Raw genomic sequence first — 19148 nt, forward strand, 5'->3', positions numbered from 1 at the left:
ACCAGCATGGCCGCGAAAAAGGGGGGACCAGCATGGCCGCGAAAAAGGGGGGCGCGGCCGCCTGATCGGTCGAACCAAGGGTGGTATGAACACCAAACTGCACGCCATCTGCGACAGCCAGGGGCGCCCGCTCGACCTGTTCGTTACCGCCGGTCAGGTGAGCGACTACATCGGCGCGCGGGCGTTGCTTTGCGGCCTGCCAAACGTCAAATGGCTGCTCGGGGATCGCGGCTCTGACGCTGACTGGTTCCGAGACGCGTTGCAAGACAAAGGGATACGCGCCTGTATCCCTGGCCGGAAGCAGCGCAAGATAACCGTGCGATATGACAAGCGGCGCTACAAACGCCGAAACCGCATTGAGATCATGTTTGGCAGGCTGAAGGATTGGCGACGTGTCGCCACTCGATACGACCGGTGTCCAAAGGTCTTCCTCTCAGCCATAGCTCTCGCCGCTCTTGTCATCTACTGGTTATGAGTCCAGACCCTAAGCTTCTTCGTCTCACTGGTTTCGTGCCTTGGAACCTTCAAAGAGCTCTGTCATCAGGCAGGTAATGGCAGAGTTTTCCGTCTACTCGAGGCCCAAGTGGCTCAGAATAATCTGCACCTCCGGAACAAGTTAATCTGCACCTCCGGAACCAGCGCCCCAAGCACCGGGTAAATGCAAAGCTTCGGGGGGGCGCGCTAGGAGGCCATCGGCTGAATGAAATTTGGGCAAGGGATTTCGTTCACGACCTGCTCGCCTTGGGCAAACGGCTCCGCATCCCGGCCATCGCAGATACGCATTGCCGCCATATGTCCCGGTCGCCCTAATCAGCCCCACTTGAGTGGTCCCATGCGCCCCGGCACGCATAGCGGCCCATTCGCGCATTTTGCAAAATTTACGCAGAACTGATAGTATACGGACGGATTAATTGAGTTTGTTCGCAATGCTTTGCGGCAATATCACTAGTCGGCGGGGCCCGTACGGATGGGCTGGCGCAACTCTCTGACAGCGAACAATCTTTCGGAAATGACGCGGCCGGGATCGGAGGTTCGGCAGCATGGAGTATGTTCTGGCGCTTTTGCCGATGCTTGTCAAAATGGCCATCGTCGTGGGCGTTTTGCTGCTGCTTCCGCTGCCGCTGACCTGGATGGAACGGAAGATTGCTGCCCATATTCAACAGCGCCCTGGGCCGATGCGCGTGGGCTGGCATGGCCTGCTGCAGCCGCTGGCAGATGCTCTCAAATTGCTGACCAAAGAAGACCATATCCCGGCGGAGGCCGACCGGCGGCTGTTTGCGATGGCGCCGGTTGTGGCGCTGGTGCCGCCGTTCCTGGTATTTACCGCAATCCCGTTCGGGGAGCCGGTTCAGGTCTTCGGGACCGAGGTCACGCTGATGCTGTCCGACATGAACGTCGGCCTGCTGTTCATCTTGGCGGTGTCCGGGATCGGCGTATTCGGCACTATCCTGGCGGGTTGGGCATCGAACAGCAAATATGCGGTGCTAGGCAGCCTGCGGTCAATTGCGCAGATGATCTCTTACGAAATCCCGATGGGGTTCTCGGTGATCGGGGTGGTGATGCTGGCCAATTCGATGAACCTGAGCCGGATCGTTGCGGCGCAGGAGGACCTATGGAACGTGGTTGTGCAGCCGGTGGGCTTTTTTGTGTTCTTCATCGCCGGGCTGGCTGAGGCGCAGCGCATTCCCTTTGACCTGCCCGAGGCCGAAGGCGATCTGGGGGCGGGATACCACACCGAATACAGCGGCATCCGGTTTTCGCTGTTCATGCTGGCGGAATACCTGGTGGTGGTGATGCTTGCGGCGCTGAACGTGCTGCTGTTCTTCGGCGGCTGGCAGGGCAGCCCGTTCTTCCTGCCGGACACCGTCTGGTTCCTGCTGAAGATCGGATTCTTCGTCTGGGTGTTCATGTGGTTCCGCTTCACCTTCCCGCGCTACCGCTATGACCAGCTGATGGCAATCGGCTGGAAAGTGCTGCTGCCGCTGTCCCTGCTCAATATCCTGGTCAGCGGGATACTGATGCTATGATCCGGGGGTAAGACATTATGGCTAGAACATCAGTCAAAAAGGCGGGCTGGATCGGCAGGGTCTTCTTCCTCGACCTGCTGGCCGGGCTGCGGCTGACACTGCGCTACATGTTCTCCAAGACGGTGACGCACCGCTATCCCGACCATGAGAAATGGGTGCCCTACGAACGCCACCGCGGCCACCACTTCATCAAAACCAATGACGAAGGCGATGTGAACTGTGTCGCCTGCGAGCTTTGCTCGCAAATTTGCCCATGCGATTGCATCACCGTCATTCCCTATGAAAACGAAAAGGGCGACCGGCGCCCGAAGGTGTTTGATATCAACCTGGCGCGCTGCCTCTATTGCGGGCTGTGCGAAGATGCCTGTCCGGCGGACGCAATCAAACTAGGTCAAGAATATGAGGTCGCCTGCGATCACCGGCCCAAGCTTGTGGTGCATCTGGAGGATCTGGTGGCTGCGCCGCGCAAGGCTGAGGACGGTGGCCAGGTGCGGCCAGCCCGGCTGGAGCCGGGCGGTAAGCGGCGGTCAGTGGCCACTGCGGCAGCCGGTGCTGAAAGCCACGACTGGTGGCGGCACATACGGAAGGGAAAGTGAAACGGATTTGAATGCGGCGCGGCCCGGGAGAAAGGCAAGGGGCGGCACAGATAGAGGGGTAAGAAAAATGTATGTCAAAGCGGTGTTGGGGCAGAAGGGATATGAAACCTATTCAGTTGCGCCGGACGACAGTGTTTTGGCGGCTCTGCAATTGTTTAACGCAAACAAGGTTGGATTTGCGGTAGTCCGGGATGCAGCCGGCAAGGTGGTTGGCGGGATATCGGAGCGCGATATCTGCATTGCCCTGTCTGACCCGGAGGGGGCGGGCCGGAAATCCGCCGTGCGCGATGTGATGACCACAGACATCCTCACCTGCTCGCCGGACGACAATCTCATCAGGCTCATGGCTGTCATGACGGAAAAGAGAAACCGGCACATGCTGGTCTATGACGAGGAGAGCCTGCAAGGGGTCATCAGCATCGGTGATGTGGTGAAGCACCGCCTGGATGAGATCATGCGCGAGGAAGAGGAGATTCTGAAGTACATCGACGGCACCGGCTACAGCGTGTGACAGCAGCGGCGGCGGGCCGGAAGTAAGTTAAGAACGGGAGATAGTATTCAGGGAGGGCATTGATGGAACAGGCATTTTTTCTGCTGCTCTCGGCGGTTGCGGTGGGGGCGGGGCTGCTTGTGGTCATTGCCCGGGACCCGATCCACAGTGCGCTGGCGCTGGTGGCCTGCCTGGTTCAGATTGCGGCGCTGTACGTGCTGCTGGGGGCGCCCTTTCTCGCGGTGATCCAGATATTCGTCTACGTCGGTGCTGTCATGGTGCTGTTCCTGTTCGTCATCATGATGCTGGACGTGCGCAAGGAGGCGCAGGCCCGTTTCCTGCCCAAGGCGCCGCTGCCCGGCCTAATCGTGCTGGTGATCCTGGCCGGTGAGCTGATTTTCCTGCTGCTGCAAAGCGCCCGGCTGCACGCAGTCATGGGGCCGGGGCAGCCGGTCTCCGAACAGCCGCCTGTAGCGGAACTCAGCTTGCTGCTGTTCCAGGAGTACCTGCTGCCTTTTGAGGTGGCGTCTGTGATCCTGCTGGTCGCCCTGATCGGGGCAGTGGTTCTGGCGCGCAGCGACGAGGCTGACAAAAATGCGGCCCAGCGCAAGGCCCCGCGTGGGGCGGCCCGATGATCCCGGCGGCGTGGTATCTGATCCTGGCTGCGGTTCTGTTTGTGATCGGCGCCGCGGGCGTTCTGCTGCGCCGCAATGTTCTGATTGTGCTGATGTCGCTGGAGCTCATGCTGAACAGCGTCACCATCAACCTGGTTGCCTTTGGGCATGTGTTGCAGGACCTGCGCGGGCAGATCATCGCCATCTTCATCATTGCGATCACCGCAGCGGAGGTTGCGGTCGCGCTTGGCATTCTGGTCGCCTTGCTGCGCAACAACCACTCGCTGGAAGTGGATGAGCTGACGGTCATGAAGGGGTGACGCGGTGGAGTTTCTTCTGTCCATCCGGCCGGTTATGGCCATTGCCGTCAGCCTGGCGGCGGCAGCGCTGATCCTGTGGCTGCACCAGCGTCCCAACCTGCGGGATGCTGTATCGGTGGCCGCGGCAGTGTTGAAGTTCCTGATCGTGATTTCGATGGCGCCGCTGGTGCTGGCAGGCGGCACGCTGGAGCTTAGCCTGTTTGAAATCCTGCCGGGGGTGGATTTTGCCTTCAGAGCGGACGCACTGGGGATGGTGTTCGCCACCGTGTCCAGCCTGCTATGGATTTTCGCAGCGCTCTATTCGATCGGTTATATGCGCAGCCTGAACGAGCAAGCGCAGACCCGGTTCTTTGCCGCCTTTGCTGTCTCTCTGTCAGCGGCAGTGGGCGGCGCCTTTGCTGCCAACCTGTTCACGCTTGTCATCTTCTACGAAGTGCTGAGCCTGGTCACTTACCCGCTGGTCTATCACAAGGAGGACGAGGAGAGCTGGGCCGGCAGTCGCCGCTATGTGGTGTATCTGATCGGCGCCTCGAAGTCGTTTCTGCTGGCGGCGCTGGCGCTGACCTATCAACTGGCCGGATCACTAGATTTCATGCCGCGAGGGCTGCTGGCCGCTTCTGAGGCGGAAGGCTGGCTGCTGAGCGTTGTCTATTTGTGCTACCTCGCCGGCTTCGCCAAGGCGGCAGTGATGCCGTTTCATGCCTGGCTGCCTGCCGCGATGGTGGCTCCAACCCCGGTGAGTGCCCTGCTGCACGCGGTTGCGGTGGTGAAGATGGGCGTGTTCTGCATGCTGCGGGTGATCTTCCACGTGATGGGTGTGGAACTGATGGGCAACCTGGGGTTGGGCATCGCCACCGCCTATCTGGTCTCCTTCACCATTGTGATGGCCTCCATCTATGCGCTGACCCGCGACGACCTGAAGGCGCGACTGGCGTATTCCACGGTGAGCCAGCTTTCCTATATCATCTTGGGGGCGGTTCTGCTGACGCCGATGGCAGCAATTGGCGGCATCACCCATATCGCCGCCCATGCGTTTTCCAAGATCACGCTGTTCTTCTGTGCCGGGTCGATCTACTGCGCCTCGCACCGGCGCAAGATCAGCGATCTGGCAGGTATCGGGCGGCGGCTGCCCTGGACCATGGCAGCGTTTTTCATAGGGTCCCTGAGCATGATCGGTATTCCGCCCTCCGGCGGGTTTGTCAGCAAATGGTATCTGGTTCTGGGATCCGCCGGGGGCCAGGAGGTGGTTTTCCTGGTGGTCCTCCTTTTCAGTGCGCTGTTGAACGCCGCCTATTTCTTGCCCGTCACCTACACCGCGTTTTTTGAGCCCGAAAAGCCCGGCGCCCCCGGTCTGGTGGCAATGCAGGAAGTGCGCGAAAGTCCGATGGTGGTGGTACCGTTAATGATCACCGCGGCGCTGTCGCTGGCACTTGGTCTGAACCCGGGCTTTTTTGTTGCTCTGGCACAGCTTGTAATACGCGGGGCGGGGCTGTGATGATCGGGCGGCTGGTGAATTTCTTTGGCGAGGCGCGTTACCGGAAACTGCGCTGGCGGCTTCTGATGGCGGCGCTGGCGCTGATCCTGGCCGCCGATCTGCTGGTGCCGCGCCACCACACGGGACACTTCTGGGACGCCATCCCCGGCTGGGGCGCGGTGTTCGGCTTTGCCAGTTGCGTGGCCATCATTTTCGTCAGCAAGTTCATCGGCCACAAAGGCGGCATCATGCGGGACGAGGACTACTATGACTGAGTGGATGCACCCCGCGTTGCTGATGATTCTGGGCGCACTGCTGCTGCCGCTCACACGCGGTACCGGGCAAAAGCTGCTGTCGCTGCTCGTGCCGCTACTGGTTCTTTACAGCGTCTCACAGTTGGTGCCAGGCACGTCCGGCGAAATCGCTTTCGCAGGAGTTGAGCTAGTGATGTTCCAGGCGGACAGGCTGTCGCTGGTCTTTGCCTGGGTCTTTGCCATCATGTCAGTGATCGGCAACCTTTATGCCTGGCATACCGAGGGCACCGGCCAGCGAGTGGCGGCCTTTCTCTATGCGGGCAGCGCCTTTGGAGTGGTCTTTGCCGGCGACTGGCTGACGCTGCTGATTGGCTGGGAGGTGATGGCATTTGCCTCCGCCTATCTGATCTTTGCGTCCCGCAATGCCAAGGCGGTAGCGGCGGGGTTTCGCTATCTGCTGGTTCATGTGGCGGGCGGTGTGCTGCTGTTCGGCGGCATTGTCCTGCACGGGCTGCAGACCGGGTCCTGGCTGGTGGGGCCCTTGGACGCGGGGCAGGGGGGCTTGGCCTACTGGTTGATCCTGATCTCCTTCCTGATCAATTCGGCCGTGCCGCCGCTTAATGCCTGGCTGACCGATGCCTACCCCGAAGCCACCGTGACCGGCGCCGTGTTCCTCAGCGCCTTCACCACCAAAACCGCCGTTTACGTGCTGATCCGCAACTACCCGGGGGCTGAGATTCTGGTGGGGCTCGGCGTTGCCATGGCGCTTTACGGGGTGGTGTTCGCAGTGCTGGAAAACGATTGCCGCAGGCTGCTGGCCTATCACATCGTCAGCCAGGTGGGGTACATGGTGGCAGGCGTTGGCATCGGCACCGAGATGGCGCTGAACGGGGCCGCCAGCCATGCCTTTGCCCACATTCTTTACAAGGGGCTTTTGTTCATGGGGGCCGGAGCCGTGATCATGATGGCCGGGCGGCGCAAGCTGACCGAGCTGGGCGGGCTGTACCGGACGATGCCGCTGACCGTCGTTCTGTACATGATCGGCGCCTTTGCCATCTCGGCTTTCCCCTTGTTCAGCGGCTTTGTCAGCAAATCCATGGTGGTCTCCGCGGCGGCGGGGGATCACCGCGCCGCCGCGGCGCTGCTGCTGACCGTGGCCTCCTCCGGCACTTTCCTGCACACCGGGCTGAAGCTGCCCTATTACATGTTCTTCGGAAAAGACAGCGGGCTGCGGCCGCCGGAGCCGCCGCTGAACATGCTGCTGGCGATGGGTATCGCCGCAGCCTTCTGCATTGGCATCGGGGTTTTTCCGCAGATGCTTTATGCCTTGCTGCCCTATCCGGTGGACTACCAGCCCTACACCGGCGTGCATGTGACTGAGAGCCTGGGCATCCTGATGTTCACCCTCCTGGCCTTTGTGCTGCTGCTGAAGCATCTGGATCCGGAGGACACCATCAGCCTGGACACCGACTGGGTTTACCGGCGCGGCGCGGCGCTGTTCATGCGGTTGGCCAAGGGGCCGTTTCTGGTCTGGGAGCAGGTGCTGATCACCCTAGGCGACGGCGCCGGGCTGAGGCTGATGCATCGCCTGTCGTGGCTGAGCCTGCGGGCGGATCTGGGGGTGGTGGATGCTCTGGTCAATGGCGTGGCTGAAACCGCGCGCCAGGGCGGGCTGGTGCTGCGCCGGCTGCAGACCGGCGTGGTGTCGCACTACGCCTTCTGGATCATCGCCGGGCTGATTGCGGTGCTCGGGCTGCCGCTGATCGCCGGGATAGGTGCGCGATGAGCGGCCTGCCTGTACTCAGTATCCTGATCCTGCTGCCCGCAGCGGGGGCAGTTGCGGTGCCGTTCCTGCGCAGCAGGGATACCGTGCGCTGGTTCACCCTTCTGGTGCTGCTCGCGGATTTCCTGCTGGCGGTCTGGATCCTGGCCGTCTTTGATCCGTCTGCCGCCGCAATGCAGTTCCGCGAGACCCGTATCTGGGTGCCCGCGCTGAACATGGGCTACCGGCTGGGCATCGACGGCATCAGCGTCTGGTTCGTGCTGCTGACCACCCTGCTGGGCTGGATCTGCGTGCTGGCCTCCTGGCGTGCGATTGCCGAGCGGGTGAAGGAATTCATGACCTGCCTCCTGGCCATTCAGGCGATGATGGTCGGCGTCTTCTGCGCCCTCGATCTGGTGCTGTTCTACGTGCTGTGGGAAGTGATGCTGGTGCCGATGTATTTGATCATCGGCATCTGGGGCGGCGGCAGCCGGGTTTATGCGGCGTTCAAGTTCTTTCTCTACACGCTGGCGGGCAGCCTGTTGTTCCTGGTCGGCCTACTGGCGCTGTATTTTGCCGGCGGGCGGACCTTTGACATGCTGGCGCTGATGGCGGCGGAGTATCCGTTTCGGTTGCAGGTCTGGGTGTTCCTGGCCTTCCTGGTCGCCTTCGCGGTTAAGGTCCCGATGGTGCCTGTGCATACCTGGCTGCCGGATGCCCATGTGCAGGCGCCGACGGCGGGCAGCATCATCCTGGCCGGTGTGCTGCTGAAAATGGGCGCCTACGGCTTCCTGCGCTTCTCGCTGCCGATGCTGCCGGATGCCTCGCAAAACCTGGCGCCGCTGATGATTACCCTGTCGGCGGCCGCGATTGTTTACGGCGGGCTCCTGGCGCTGGCGCAGAGCGACATCAAGAAGCTGATCGCTTATTCCAGCGTCAGCCATATGGGGTTTGTCACGCTCGGGCTGTTCACCTTCGAGGTGAACAGTATGTCCGGCGCGGTGATCCAGATGTTCAATCACGGCATCACCACCGGCGCGCTGTTCCTGTTTGTCGGGCTGATCTACGAGCGGACCCATTCTCGCGAGATCGCCGCCTATGGCGGCATGATCAAGGCGGTGCCGCTGCTCGGGGTTCTGTTTGCTGCCTTCCTGCTGGCCTCGATGGCGGTGCCCGGCACCAATGGGTTCATCGGCGAGATTCTGGTGCTGGCAGGCACTTTCGGGGTCAGCGGCTGGGCCGGAACCGCCGGCGTTCTGGGCGCGCTGATCGGCGCAGCCTACCTCCTCGGCCTCTACCGGCAGGTGCTGCTGGGGCCGGTGAAAGTGCCGGAAGGATCGGTGATGCAGGACCTTCGCCGCCGCGAGCTGGCCTGCGCGGCGCCGCTCTTGCTGTTCGTTTTCTGGTTCGGCCTTTATCCAAAGCCTTTCCTCACCATCCTGGAGCCGTCATTGGACCATCTGATGACCCAGCTTGCGCCAGCAGGGGCGGCGCAATGAGGAGGGCGGCATGGAGATGACATCGGTCACCGCCTCTGTGCTGGCTTCCGGCCCCGAGATCATCATAATTCTGGCGGCTTGCACCGTGTTGATGCTGTCGCTGCTGCCGCACCCGAACCGCAGGCTACTGGCCGGGCTGAGCCTTCTGATGATCGCCCTGGCGGCAGGCATGAGCTATGGGCTGGTCGGCACGCCTCAGACCGTTTACTCCGGCATGTTTGCGGTCGATCGGTTCTCCACGTATTTCAAGATGGTTCTCTATCTGGGAACGGCGCTCACGGTTCTGATGTCCGGCGGGTATCTGGCCACAGAAAAGGCGGTGAAGGGCGAATATTATGCCCTGCTGCTGTGTGCGCTGGCGGGCGCGATGATCATGGTGTCGGGCACCGACCTGGTGATCATCTATGTCGGGCTGGAGCTGCAAGCGCTGTCTGTCTACGTGCTGGTGGGGTTCCTGAAGACACATGGCCGGTCCAATGAGGCAGCTCTGAAATACGTCATCCTGGGCGCCTTTTCCTCGGGGCTTTTGCTGTTCGGCCTGTCGCTGTTCTATGGCCTCGCTGGTACCACTCAGCTGCAGGCCCTGCAGGCGGCGCTTGCGCCCGGAGGAACGTCCAGCCCGCTGCTGGTGCTGGCGACCCTGTTCCTGGTGATCGGGCTTTTTTTCAAGATCGGCGCTGTGCCGTTCCACATGTGGGTGCCGGACATCTACGAAGGCGCGCCGTCGCCCATCACCGGTTTCATGGCGGCGGTGGGCAAGGCGGCGGCTTTCGCCGTGGTGCTGCGCATTCTGATGCTGGATCTGGTAGTGCTCGATCCGATCTGGCGATCCAGCGTGGCTGTAGTTGCGGTGCTGACCATGGCCACCGGCAGCCTGGCCGCACTGGTGCAGGACAACATAAAGCGGATGCTGGCCTACTCCGCGGTTGCGCACGCGGGGTTCCTGATGCTGGGGCTGATTGCCGGCGGCACCGGCGGCCTGGCCAGCGTGATGCTGTATCTTCTGATTTACACCTTCATGACGCTGGGCCTGTTTGCGGTCGTCATTCTGCTGAACAAGGGCGCGGAACTGGGGGAACCGATCTCAGCCTTTGCCGGGCTGGCGCGCAGCCATGCCGGGCTGGCGGCGATGGCGCTGGTGTTTCTGTTTTCGCTGGCGGGAATTCCGCCTACGGGTGGCTTTTTCGCCAAATTCTATGTGCTGATGGCGCTGATCGAGGCGGGCAACGCGGCGCTGGCGGTGATCGCGGTGCTGTTCAGCGCAGTGGCGGCATGGTTCTACTTGCGCATCATCATGCTCATGTACATGCAGGAGGCTGCGGAACCGGCGAAAATCCGGATATCCCCGGCGATGCAACTGGTGCTGCTGATAACCCTTGCCGGCACCCTTCTGACCGGTGTCCTTCCGGCCTGGTTCCTGGGCGCGGCGCAGGCAGCCGCGGCGGCTGGCCTTGGTTGATAAGGCCCTTTGGTGTACTATTGTTGCATGAATGGCACAGCTGAACGGGTGCCGCGCGCTCACTAGGCCAGAGGAGGAGAGGACAGGGTCAAACCACAAGGAAAACAGCAATGCCTATCGATTTTCTTCCTGTGTTTCTGATGGTTGCCGTGGTGGTCGCACTTTCGGTCTTCATCCTGACTCTGTCGCGGCTGATCCGACCGGCCAATCCTTACCCGGAAAAGAACCGCCCCTACGAATGCGGCGTTGATCATGTCGGCGAGGCGTCGGGGGGGCTGTTCAAAGTTCAGTATTTCGTGATCGCAATTCTCTTTGTCGTGTTCGACGTCGAGACCATGTTCCTGTTCCCCTGGGCAGTGGTTCTCACCGACCTCGGGCTGTTCGGCTATATCGAGATGTTCGTGTTCATAATGCTGCTGCTGGTCGGCTTTGCCTATGCCTGGATAAAAGGAGCTCTGGAATGGGTGTCCTGACCAATCGTTTCCAAGACAGCGTGTTCTTCACGACCTCGGACAACATCATCAACTGGAGCCGCAAGTCGTCGCTCTGGCCCCAGACCTTTGGCATTGCGTGCTGCGCGATCGAAATGATCTCTGCAGGCTGCTCGCGCTATGATCTGGACCGTTTCGGAGTGGTGTTCCGGCCCTCGCCGCGGCAGTCCGACGTGATGATCGTGGCCGGCACGGTGACCCGGAAAATGGCGCCGATTGTCCGCCGCCTGTACGATCAGATGGCCGAGCCTCGCTATGTCATCGCCATGGGCACCTGCGCCATCTCGGGCGGGGTCTACAACACCTATGCGGTGGTGCAGGGAGTCGACTGCATCATCCCCGTGGACATTCACGTGGCCGGGTGCCCGCCGCGCCCGGAGGCGCTGCTGCACGGCTTCCTGCAGCTGCAGGACAAGATCACCGGAACGCGGGTGCTACGCGCGGAAGAGCCGGAAACGCTGCCGTCTCCGGAAGGGGCGTGATGATGGCCTCAGAGGTTCCCCTGGCAAAGGTGCTGGAGCGGTTCGGCGGCAAAGTGGAGCTGGATGAAACCGCCACCGACATGCCGTGCCTGTTAGTGCCGCCCGAAGACCTGGTGGAGCTGTGTCTGTTCCTGCGAGATGATGCAGAGCTGCAGTTCAATTTTCTCTCCGACATCTGCGGCGTGGATTTCCACCCCGAGATCCCGCGCTTCATGCTGGTCTATCACCTGGTGTCCATTCCCAACCATTGGCGCCTGCGGCTGAAATGCCGCCTTTTCGACCCGCCAGCAGCTCCGACCATCACTCCGGTCTGGACCACCGCGAACTGGCATGAGCGGGAAGCCTACGACATGTACGGCATCATCTTTGATGGGCACCCGGACCTGCGGCGGCTTTACATGTGGGACGAATTCGACGGATTCCCGATGCGGCGGGATTTTCCGCTGCGCGGGTACAAGGACAATTACAACCCACTGGGCGCAACCCGGCGTGACGGCGGAGGGGGGGCATGACCGAAGTCACCACTCTGCAGGAAACCAAAACAGGCAGCGGCTATGCCCGTGAGGTCTTGATGAACCTTGGCCCGCAGCACCCCAGCACCCACGGCGTGCTGCGGCTGCTGCTGCAAATGGACGGCGAGATTGTCGAGCGGATCGAACCGCATATCGGCCTCTTGCACCGGGGCACGGAAAAGCTGTTCGAAAGCTTCACCTACACCCAGATATTCCCGCTGACTGACCGGCTGGACTACCTCTGCCCGCCGTCGAACAATCTTGGCTATGCGCTGGCGGTGGAGGCGCTGCTGGGGATCGAGGCGCCCATCCGCGCCCAGTACATCCGGGTGATCATGGCTGAACTCGCGCGCATTTCCGGCCATCTGCTGATCACCGGCGCGCTGCCGATGGATGTCGGCGCGATGACCTCGCTGCTGTACACAATGCGCGACCGGGAAATGGTGCTGGACCTGATGGAGATGATCAGCGGGGTGCGGATGCACACGTCCTTTGTCCGCGTCGGCGGCGTCCGTGAGGACCTGCCGGAAGGCTGTGAAGCGCGGATCCTGGAGTTCTGCGACATCTTCGCGGACCGGATTTTAGATTATGAAACCCTGCTGAAGAACAACCGGATTTTCCTCGCCCGGGTGGAGAACATCGGCAATATCGCCGCCGAGGATGCCATTGCCCTCGGCCTGACCGGACCCAACCTGCGCGCCTCCGGCGTGGATTGGGACCTGCGCCGCGATGCGCCTTATGAAATTTACGACCGGCTGGAGTTCAACGTGATCACCCGCAAGGACGGCGATTGTTACGACCGCTGGAAATGCCGGTTGGACGAGATGCGCGAAAGCCTGCGGATGATCCGGCAATGCGTTGAGCAGATGCCCAAGGGCGATTTCCTGGTCGATGATCCGAAAATCGCCTTCCCGGTCGACAAGGATCTGCTGGCCCATTCGATGGAAACCCATATTCATCACTTCGAATTGGCCGCCTATGGCTTCAAAGTCCCGAAGGGCGAGGTCTACACCGCGATCGAGGCGCCGAAAGGCGAATTGGGTTATTACCTGATCTCCGACGGCAGCGAAAAACCCTTCCGGCTGAAGGTGCGCTCGCCTTCCTTCGTCAACCTGCAGGCCCTGACCGAACGCACCACCAACGTGAAATACCTGGCTGATGTGATTGCCATGCTCGGCAGCCTGGATCCGGTGATGGGGGAGGTCGACAAATGAGCGATGACCGCACCGTTGCCGGGATCAAAACCGCGCTGGCTGCCCAAGTGCAGGAAGCCGCGGCGCGCTATCCCGCAAACCGCAGCGCGATCATGCCCGCGCTTGAGCTCGCCCAAACGAAATTCGGGAGCGTCGATGGCACAACCTATCAGGCCATTGCGGAGCTGCTGGATGTCCCGGAAATCTGGGTGTTTGAAGTGGCGAGTTTCTACACGCTGTTCGACCGGGCGAAGGCAGGGCGCTATCACCTGCGCCTTTGCACCAACATCTCCTGCATGCTGCGTGGGGCGGAGGAGATGCTGCTAGAGCTGCAGCGCCATCTGGCGGTGCAGGATGGCGGCACCACCGCCGACAGGCTGTTCAGCCTGAGCGGCGTGGAATGCCTGGGCGCCTGTGACAAGGCGCCGGTGCTGATGGTCAACGAGGACTACATCGAAGACATCACTCCGGCCAAATTGGAGGCCCTGCTGGCGGCCCTCAAACGGGAATGGCAGGAGCAGTCGGCAGAGGAGGGCGCGGCATGAGCGATCTGGTCCTTCTTCGTAACATTCAGAACCCTGAGGCGCCGGAGGTGGCCGTATATGAAAGCACTGGCGGTTACGAGGGCCTGCGGAATGTGCTGCGCGGCTATACGCCGGATCAGGTGGTCGAGGCCGTGAAATCCTCCAGCCTGCGTGGACGCGGCGGGGCGGGGTTTCCCACCGGCCTGAAATGGAGCTTTGTGCCCAAGGACAGCGGCAAGCCGCATTACCTGTGCTGCAACGCGGACGAGGGTGAGCCAGGCACCTTCAAAGACCGGATCCTGATGGAACGTGACCCGCACCAGCTGATAGAGGGCATGGTCATCGCCGCTTATGCCATCGGGGCCAACACTGCCTATCTGTACATTCGCGGCGAATACGGGCTCTCGATCCGGCGATGCGAACAAGCCATCGCCGAAGCCTATGCCAAGGGTTATCTCGGCAAGGATATCCTTGGCAGCGGCTTTGATCTGGACATTCACATCCACAAGGGGGCCGGCGCCTACATCTGCGGTGAGGAAACCGCGCTCTTGGAATCGATCGAGGGCAAGCGCGGTCAGCCGAAGCTGAAGCCACCGTTCCCTGCGGTAGCGGGCCTCTACGAGTGCCCGACGGTGGTCAACAACGTGGAAACGCTGGCCTGCCTGCCGCATCTGTTCCGCCGCGGGGTGGAGTGGTTCACCTCGATGGGGCCTAAAGACGGGCCGGGGCCCAAGCTGTTCTGCTTCAGCGGCCATGTGAAGAAACCCGGCGTTTATGAAGCGCCGATGGGGTTGCCTCTGGGAGAGATGCTGGAGGTATATGGCGGCGGCGCGCTCAGCGGCCGCTTCAAGGCAGCGATCCCGGGCGGCGTGTCGGCGCCAATGTTCCCGGAGAACGGTTTCGATGTGAAGATGGACTTCAGCTCCTTGGCGGAGGCAGGCAGCATGCTGGGGTCTGCCGGGGTGATCGGCCTGGATGAGAGTGCGTCAATCCCGCGCGTGGCGCGGCGCATTACAGAGTTCTTCAGCCATGAAAGCTGCGGAAAATGCACCCCCTGCCGTGAAGGGTTGACTTGGGCCGCCAAGATACTGCGCCGGATTGAGGCTGGCGAGGGCTCGCCCGGCGATGTGGAGCAGCTTGAAATGCTTTGCGGCAGCATTTTTGGCAAATCCTTTTGCGCGCTTGGCGATGGTGCTGCCTGGTCCTTGGGAGCGGCGCTCAAGCATTTCCGGCACGAGTTCGAGGCGCTGATCCCGGCGCAGGCACAGCCGGTGCAGGAGATGCGGTTATGGTGAGCTTCACACTGGACGGGCGGGAAATGCAGGTCGAGCCCGGCACCACCATCCTGCAAGCCGCTCGCTCAGTGGAGATTGAAATACCCACCTTCTGCTATCAGGAACGCCTGTCGATCTCCGCCTCCTGCCGGATGTGCCTGGTTGAGATCGAGGGCCGCGGCAAGCTGGAGCCCTCCTGCGCCACCGCGGTGGCTGAAGGCATGGTGGTGCACAGCCACTCGGACCGGGTTGTGGAGACACGAGAGGACATGCTGGAGATCCTGCTCGCAAATCACCCACTGGATTGCCCGGTCTGCGACAAGGGCGGCGAATGCGAATTGCAGGATACGGTGTTCGAATACGGCCGCGGCAGCTCGCGCTTGCGCGATCCGAAACGGGTGTTCCGCGAGCGGGACATCGAGCTTAATCAGGTGATCGTCTTCAACGCCAACCGCTGCATCCAGTGCCAGCGCTGCGTGCGGATGTGCGAGGAAATTGTCGGCGACGTGGCTTTGGGCACCGCCGAGCGCGGGCTGGATTCGGAAATCACCGGCACCGGCAACAGTCTGAAGGACTGCAGTCATTGCGGCAACTGCATCGAGGTTTGCCCGGTGGGCGCGCTGATGAGCATCCCATACCGCTACAAGGCGCGCCCCTGGGACATGCAGCAGACCGAAACAATCTGCGGCATGTGCGGCACCGGCTGCAGCATGACGGTGGAGACACGCGACGGTGAATTCAAACGAGTGAAAAGCCGCTTTGACACCGGGATCAATGGCGAACTGCTGTGTGCCAAGGGCCGGTTCGGTTTTGACGCCGTCGGCGGCGGCACCCGCATCCTTGAGCCGATGATCAGGAAGAACGGCAGCCTGGCGCCGGCCAGCTGGGCCGAAGCAATCGGCTTCATCGCCGCAAAGGCCCGCGAAGCCCGGGAGCTGGGCGGCCGCATCCAAGGTCAGATTTCTCCGCGGCAGACCAATGAGACCGCGTTCATGTTTCAGCGGCTGGTGCGGCAGGTCTTCAGCTCCCAGGATATTCGCTCCAGCAGCCGCTTCAGCGGTTTGCAAGCTGAAGGGGCAATTGCGGCTCTGGCTCAGACCTCGGGGGAGCTTGCGGCCCGCAGGCCGTTGGAGAGCCTTCTGAAAGCGGACTGCATTTTCGTGCTGGGGTCGAATGTGACCGATGAAAATCCGGTTAGCGGCTATCTGATCCGCGCCGCAATGGCTGACGCCCGCAGGCGGCTGTTGGTGGCATCTTCCAGACCTTGCGGCCTGGACGGGATCGCGGCCGCGCAGCTGCGTCTGCTGCCGGGCCGGGAGGCGCATCTTCTGGCGCTGCTGACGGCAGGCGGGCAGGAGATGGAGGACCCCACCCTCGCCGGGTTTGCGGCCGCCGCAAAACCGGTTTTGGCAGACGCGGAAAGTATTGCCCTGCTGGTTGGCTGTGAATTCCTGCGCAACGCCGCAGCTGCCGAAACCCTTCAGTGGATAGCCTATGCGGTTCGCCACTACGCGGGCCTGGGCAAGGCAGTGCAGCTGCAGTTCCTGTTCGACCGGCCCAATCAGCTGGGCCTGTGGGATATGGGCTGCTTGACGGGTGTACTGCCGGGCTGGCGGCTTGGCGGGGGCGCCGCGGCCCCAACGGATGAGGCACCGGGGCTGTTGTATGTCCTGGGCGCGGATCCGGCCCGCAACTGGCCGGACGGCGGACCAAGGGACAGGGGCGGGCGGCGGGCCGGCTGCCTGGTCGTGCATGGGCCGTACATGAACGCCACGGCGGAACTGGCGGACGTGCTGTTGCCCGCCCCGTCATATGGCGAGGAAGACGGTACCTTCACCAGCAACGAAGGGCGGGTGCAGCAGGTGCAGGCGGTCAAGACCGCTGGCTATGCCGGACCGGTGCCGCGGCAGGTGTTCAGTCAGATTGCCCAAGCCATGGGTGAGGATCTGCAACCGGTTGCAGTAGAACCGGTTCAGGCCGCGATTGCAGCGGAGGTGCCGGGATTTGGGATGTTCACGGCGGACGGGGCACCTGAAATTTCTGCGGAGGCGGTACGGGCTCCTGCCTTGCCGCCCTTACCTGCTGACGAAGTTAGCCTGGGACAGGAACGCTATCTTGTTACTGGCGACGGCCTGTTCCACTCGGGCCAACTTTCAACCCGTTCGGAGTGTCTGTCCTCGCTTAGCGGGGGGCCTTATGTGGAGTTGAATCCGGGAGAAGGCCTTGATCAGGCCGCAGGTGCGCTGTCAGCACGGATCTCGCGCAAAGGGGCGAGCTTTACCGCGCCGCTGAAAATCAACACCGCTTTTGACGAAAAGACTGTTTTTATTCCGGAATGCTTTCTGGCGAAAGGCGGCAATAATCTGCTTGCAGATGCCGGCTACCCGCCAATGGTGACGGTGGAAGTATCATCTCTGAGAGATTGAGTGTTAGTGCGCCCTCAAGTTAGCAACTGTATTTCTCAGGCAGGTTGATAAGCCCATTTCTGGCGAGCTTTGCATATGGCGTTTGCGATTGTGACGAGTTTCCGGGCAACCGCTGTTATGACGACCTTATGCGGTTTCCCAGCGGCACGCAGACGATCAGCGAATACCTTTAGGACCGGATTGTGATGGCTGGCAACGAGGGCCGCTTGGAACATCACATGCCGCAATAGGCGCCGTCCGCCTGCAATGGCACGCTTGCCGCGCATGGCTCCACTGTCATTTGCAATCGGCGCAAGCCCTGTGAGCGCAGCGGCCTGCTCGCCTGTGATTTGCCCAAGTTCCGGCATCTCGGCGATTAGCATCGTGCTTGCAACAGGTCCGATCCCAGGAACGGAGCGCAAAATGTCTGCACTATTTGCCAAGCTTTCATCTGTCACGATGATTTGCTCAATCTGAGCTTCAAGCCCGGCAATTTGGTTGTCCAGCAAACCTTTGAGGTCTTCGTCCATGACCGCGAACATATCGGCTGGGCTTTGATCTGAGCTGGCGGCAATTGCCGCGTCGCGATCCCTGCGGCGTCCAGTGCTGCCCATAGTCTCCATTCCTGGCCGCCGGTCGCCTCAATACACACCAGGGCACTTTGTGAGAGAGCCATCTCGCTCAAGCGCTCATGACCTTCATCCGTGTTGGGCAATCGACGTCTTTGGTTGTCTGGCAGACAATGAATGTCCAACCAGTCGCGGCTGACGTCTATGCCGATGATTGCCGACCGTCATATTGTATTCATGTTCTCTTCCTTCTGATCCGTGGTCCTCGATGGCCACATGCAACTGTTCGAGATGATGAAGAGAGACGGTGCTGGCTCGCTAGCAAACGTGGTCAAGCCACAAGGCTCAGACGCCATACACCGTCCCGTCGGCGACCTCGGCCAAGGTCGCTGACGGGGATACCATAGCAAAGTGGAGATACAGAAGGCTCAGGATGCATTGATTTCCGCTGCAACGCGTGATTCACGGTTCCGAAAACGGAGCGGTGAAATGTCTGATCTTTTCTGGCTGACCGATGCACAGATGGCGCGTCTTAAACCCTTCTTTCCGAAGTCGCATGGCAAGCCTCGGGTCGATGACAAGCGGGTTTTGAGCGGGATTATCTTCATCAACCGCAATGGGTTAAGGTGGCGCGATGCCCCTGCAGCCTATCGCCCGCACAAGACTCTCTACAGCCGCTGGAAGCGCTGGAGCGAGAAAGGCATCTTCGCGCGGATGATGGCGGGTCTGGCCGCCGGGCACGGCGAGGAACAGACCGTGATGATTGACGCTACCTATCTCAAAGCCCACCGCACAGCGACCAGCATGGCCGCGAAAAAGGGGGGCGCGGCCGCCTGATCGGTCGAACCAAGGGTGGTATGAACACCAAACTGCACGCCATCTGCGACAGCCAGGGGCGCCCGCTCGACCTGTTCGTTACCGCCGGTCAGGTGAGCGACTACATCGGCGCGCGGGCGTTGCTTTGCGGCCTGCCAAACGTCAAATGGCTGCTCGGGGATCGCGGCTCTGACGCTGACTGGTTCCGAGACGCGTTGCAAGACAAAGGGACAGCAGTCCTGAAACCCGTAGGTGTCCTTGAAGTCGCTCAATCCGCCAGCTCCTCTTCCTCGAGGCCAAGCTGAAACACCAGCCGCCCCCGGGCGAAGTCACGCACCTGCTGCCGAAGTTCCGCCACCTCACGGCGCAGCTGCGCCATTTCATTCC

General features: G+C 61.4%; 19 protein-coding genes and 1 pseudogene. 19 read left to right on the forward strand and 1 reads right to left on the reverse strand.

Features of this window, described 5'->3' with window-relative positions:
- The 18 genes from GKC28_RS24080 to GKC28_RS24165 all read left to right on the forward strand — a co-directional run.
- The coding region (locus GKC28_RS24080) for an IS5 family transposase (protein WP_174149497.1) at nt 1-475 on the forward strand (475 nt) is incomplete at its 5' end.
- Nucleotides 476-1040: 565 nt separating this feature from the next.
- Nucleotides 1041-2027, forward strand: coding sequence for an NADH-quinone oxidoreductase subunit NuoH (gene nuoH, locus GKC28_RS24085; protein ID WP_174149498.1), 987 nt, complete (start codon nt 1041-1043; stop codon nt 2025-2027).
- 17 nt (nt 2028-2044) lie between these two features.
- Nucleotides 2045-2623 (forward strand): 4Fe-4S dicluster domain-containing protein, encoded by a 579-nt coding sequence (locus GKC28_RS24090; RefSeq protein WP_174149499.1) that lies wholly within the window; start codon nt 2045-2047, stop codon nt 2621-2623.
- Between the two features lie 67 nt (nt 2624-2690).
- Nucleotides 2691-3134 (forward strand): CBS domain-containing protein, encoded by a 444-nt coding sequence (locus GKC28_RS24095; protein ID WP_174149500.1) that lies wholly within the window; start codon nt 2691-2693, stop codon nt 3132-3134.
- Between the two features lie 62 nt (nt 3135-3196).
- A complete protein-coding gene (locus GKC28_RS24100) occupies nt 3197-3748 on the forward strand; it encodes an NADH-quinone oxidoreductase subunit J (RefSeq protein WP_174149501.1) in 552 nt (183 codons plus the stop codon).
- Entirely contained in the window at nt 3745-4047 is a 303-nt protein-coding gene (gene nuoK / locus GKC28_RS24105) for an NADH-quinone oxidoreductase subunit NuoK (RefSeq protein ID WP_174149502.1), read from the forward strand. Before GKC28_RS24100 ends, nuoK begins: the two co-directional genes overlap by 4 nt.
- Nucleotides 4048-4051: 4 nt before the next feature.
- Nucleotides 4052-5542: a monovalent cation/H+ antiporter subunit D family protein gene (locus GKC28_RS24110; protein WP_174149503.1), complete on the forward strand. Its 1491-nt coding sequence runs from the start codon at nt 4052-4054 to the stop codon at nt 5540-5542.
- On the forward strand, nt 5542-5796 hold the full coding sequence (locus GKC28_RS24115) for a hypothetical protein (protein ID WP_174149504.1): 255 nt from the start codon (nt 5542-5544) through the stop codon (nt 5794-5796). Before GKC28_RS24110 ends, GKC28_RS24115 begins: the two co-directional genes overlap by 1 nt.
- Nucleotides 5789-7561: a Na(+)/H(+) antiporter subunit D gene (locus tag GKC28_RS24120; RefSeq protein ID WP_174149505.1), complete on the forward strand. Its 1773-nt coding sequence runs from the start codon at nt 5789-5791 to the stop codon at nt 7559-7561. Before GKC28_RS24115 ends, GKC28_RS24120 begins: the two co-directional genes overlap by 8 nt.
- Nucleotides 7558-9036 carry an NADH-quinone oxidoreductase subunit M gene (locus GKC28_RS24125; protein ID WP_174149506.1) on the forward strand — a complete coding sequence of 493 codons (1479 nt, stop codon included), beginning with the start codon at nt 7558-7560 and terminating at the stop codon, nt 9034-9036. The genes GKC28_RS24120 and GKC28_RS24125 overlap by 4 nt, the downstream gene beginning before the upstream one ends.
- 10 nt (nt 9037-9046) lie before the next feature.
- Nucleotides 9047-10495 carry an NADH-quinone oxidoreductase subunit N gene (locus GKC28_RS24130; RefSeq protein ID WP_217434214.1) on the forward strand — a complete coding sequence of 483 codons (1449 nt, stop codon included), beginning with the start codon at nt 9047-9049 and terminating at the stop codon, nt 10493-10495.
- A 110-nt stretch (nt 10496-10605) separates the two neighbouring features.
- Nucleotides 10606-10968 carry an NADH-quinone oxidoreductase subunit A gene (locus GKC28_RS24135; RefSeq protein WP_174149507.1) on the forward strand — a complete coding sequence of 121 codons (363 nt, stop codon included), beginning with the start codon at nt 10606-10608 and terminating at the stop codon, nt 10966-10968.
- Nucleotides 10956-11468: an NADH-quinone oxidoreductase subunit B gene (locus GKC28_RS24140; protein ID WP_174149508.1), complete on the forward strand. Its 513-nt coding sequence runs from the start codon at nt 10956-10958 to the stop codon at nt 11466-11468. Before GKC28_RS24135 ends, GKC28_RS24140 begins: the two co-directional genes overlap by 13 nt.
- Nucleotides 11468-11980, forward strand: coding sequence for an NADH-quinone oxidoreductase subunit C (locus tag GKC28_RS24145; protein WP_217434215.1), 513 nt, complete (start codon nt 11468-11470; stop codon nt 11978-11980). Before GKC28_RS24140 ends, GKC28_RS24145 begins: the two co-directional genes overlap by 1 nt.
- Entirely contained in the window at nt 11977-13194 is a 1218-nt protein-coding gene (gene nuoD, locus GKC28_RS24150) for an NADH dehydrogenase (quinone) subunit D (protein ID WP_174149509.1), read from the forward strand. The genes GKC28_RS24145 and nuoD overlap by 4 nt, the downstream gene beginning before the upstream one ends.
- A complete protein-coding gene (gene nuoE / locus GKC28_RS24155; RefSeq protein ID WP_174149510.1) occupies nt 13191-13718 on the forward strand; it encodes an NAD(P)H-dependent oxidoreductase subunit E in 528 nt (175 codons plus the stop codon). The genes nuoD and nuoE overlap by 4 nt, the downstream gene beginning before the upstream one ends.
- On the forward strand, nt 13715-14992 hold the full coding sequence (nuoF, locus tag GKC28_RS24160) for an NADH-quinone oxidoreductase subunit NuoF (protein ID WP_174149511.1): 1278 nt from the start codon (nt 13715-13717) through the stop codon (nt 14990-14992). Before nuoE ends, nuoF begins: the two co-directional genes overlap by 4 nt.
- Nucleotides 14986-17397 carry a molybdopterin-dependent oxidoreductase gene (locus GKC28_RS24165; RefSeq protein WP_174149512.1) on the forward strand — a complete coding sequence of 804 codons (2412 nt, stop codon included), beginning with the start codon at nt 14986-14988 and terminating at the stop codon, nt 17395-17397. The genes nuoF and GKC28_RS24165 overlap by 7 nt, the downstream gene beginning before the upstream one ends.
- Before the next feature lie 35 nt (nt 17398-17432).
- On the opposite strand, the gene GKC28_RS24170 is transcribed toward GKC28_RS24165, so the two are convergent.
- Entirely contained in the window at nt 17433-17990 is a 558-nt protein-coding gene (locus GKC28_RS24170) for a transposase (protein ID WP_217434216.1), read from the reverse strand.
- A gap of 444 nt (nt 17991-18434) precedes the next feature.
- Here GKC28_RS24170 and GKC28_RS24175 point away from each other — a divergent pair.
- Nucleotides 18435-18991 (forward strand): annotated as a pseudogene (locus GKC28_RS24175) (IS5 family transposase); the annotation flags it as partial.
- Between the last annotated feature and the right edge of the window lie 157 nt (nt 18992-19148).

The sequence above is a fragment of the Leisingera sp. ANG59 genome, from assembly GCF_013317235.1.
Taxonomy (GTDB): Bacteria; Pseudomonadota; Alphaproteobacteria; order Rhodobacterales; family Rhodobacteraceae; genus Leisingera.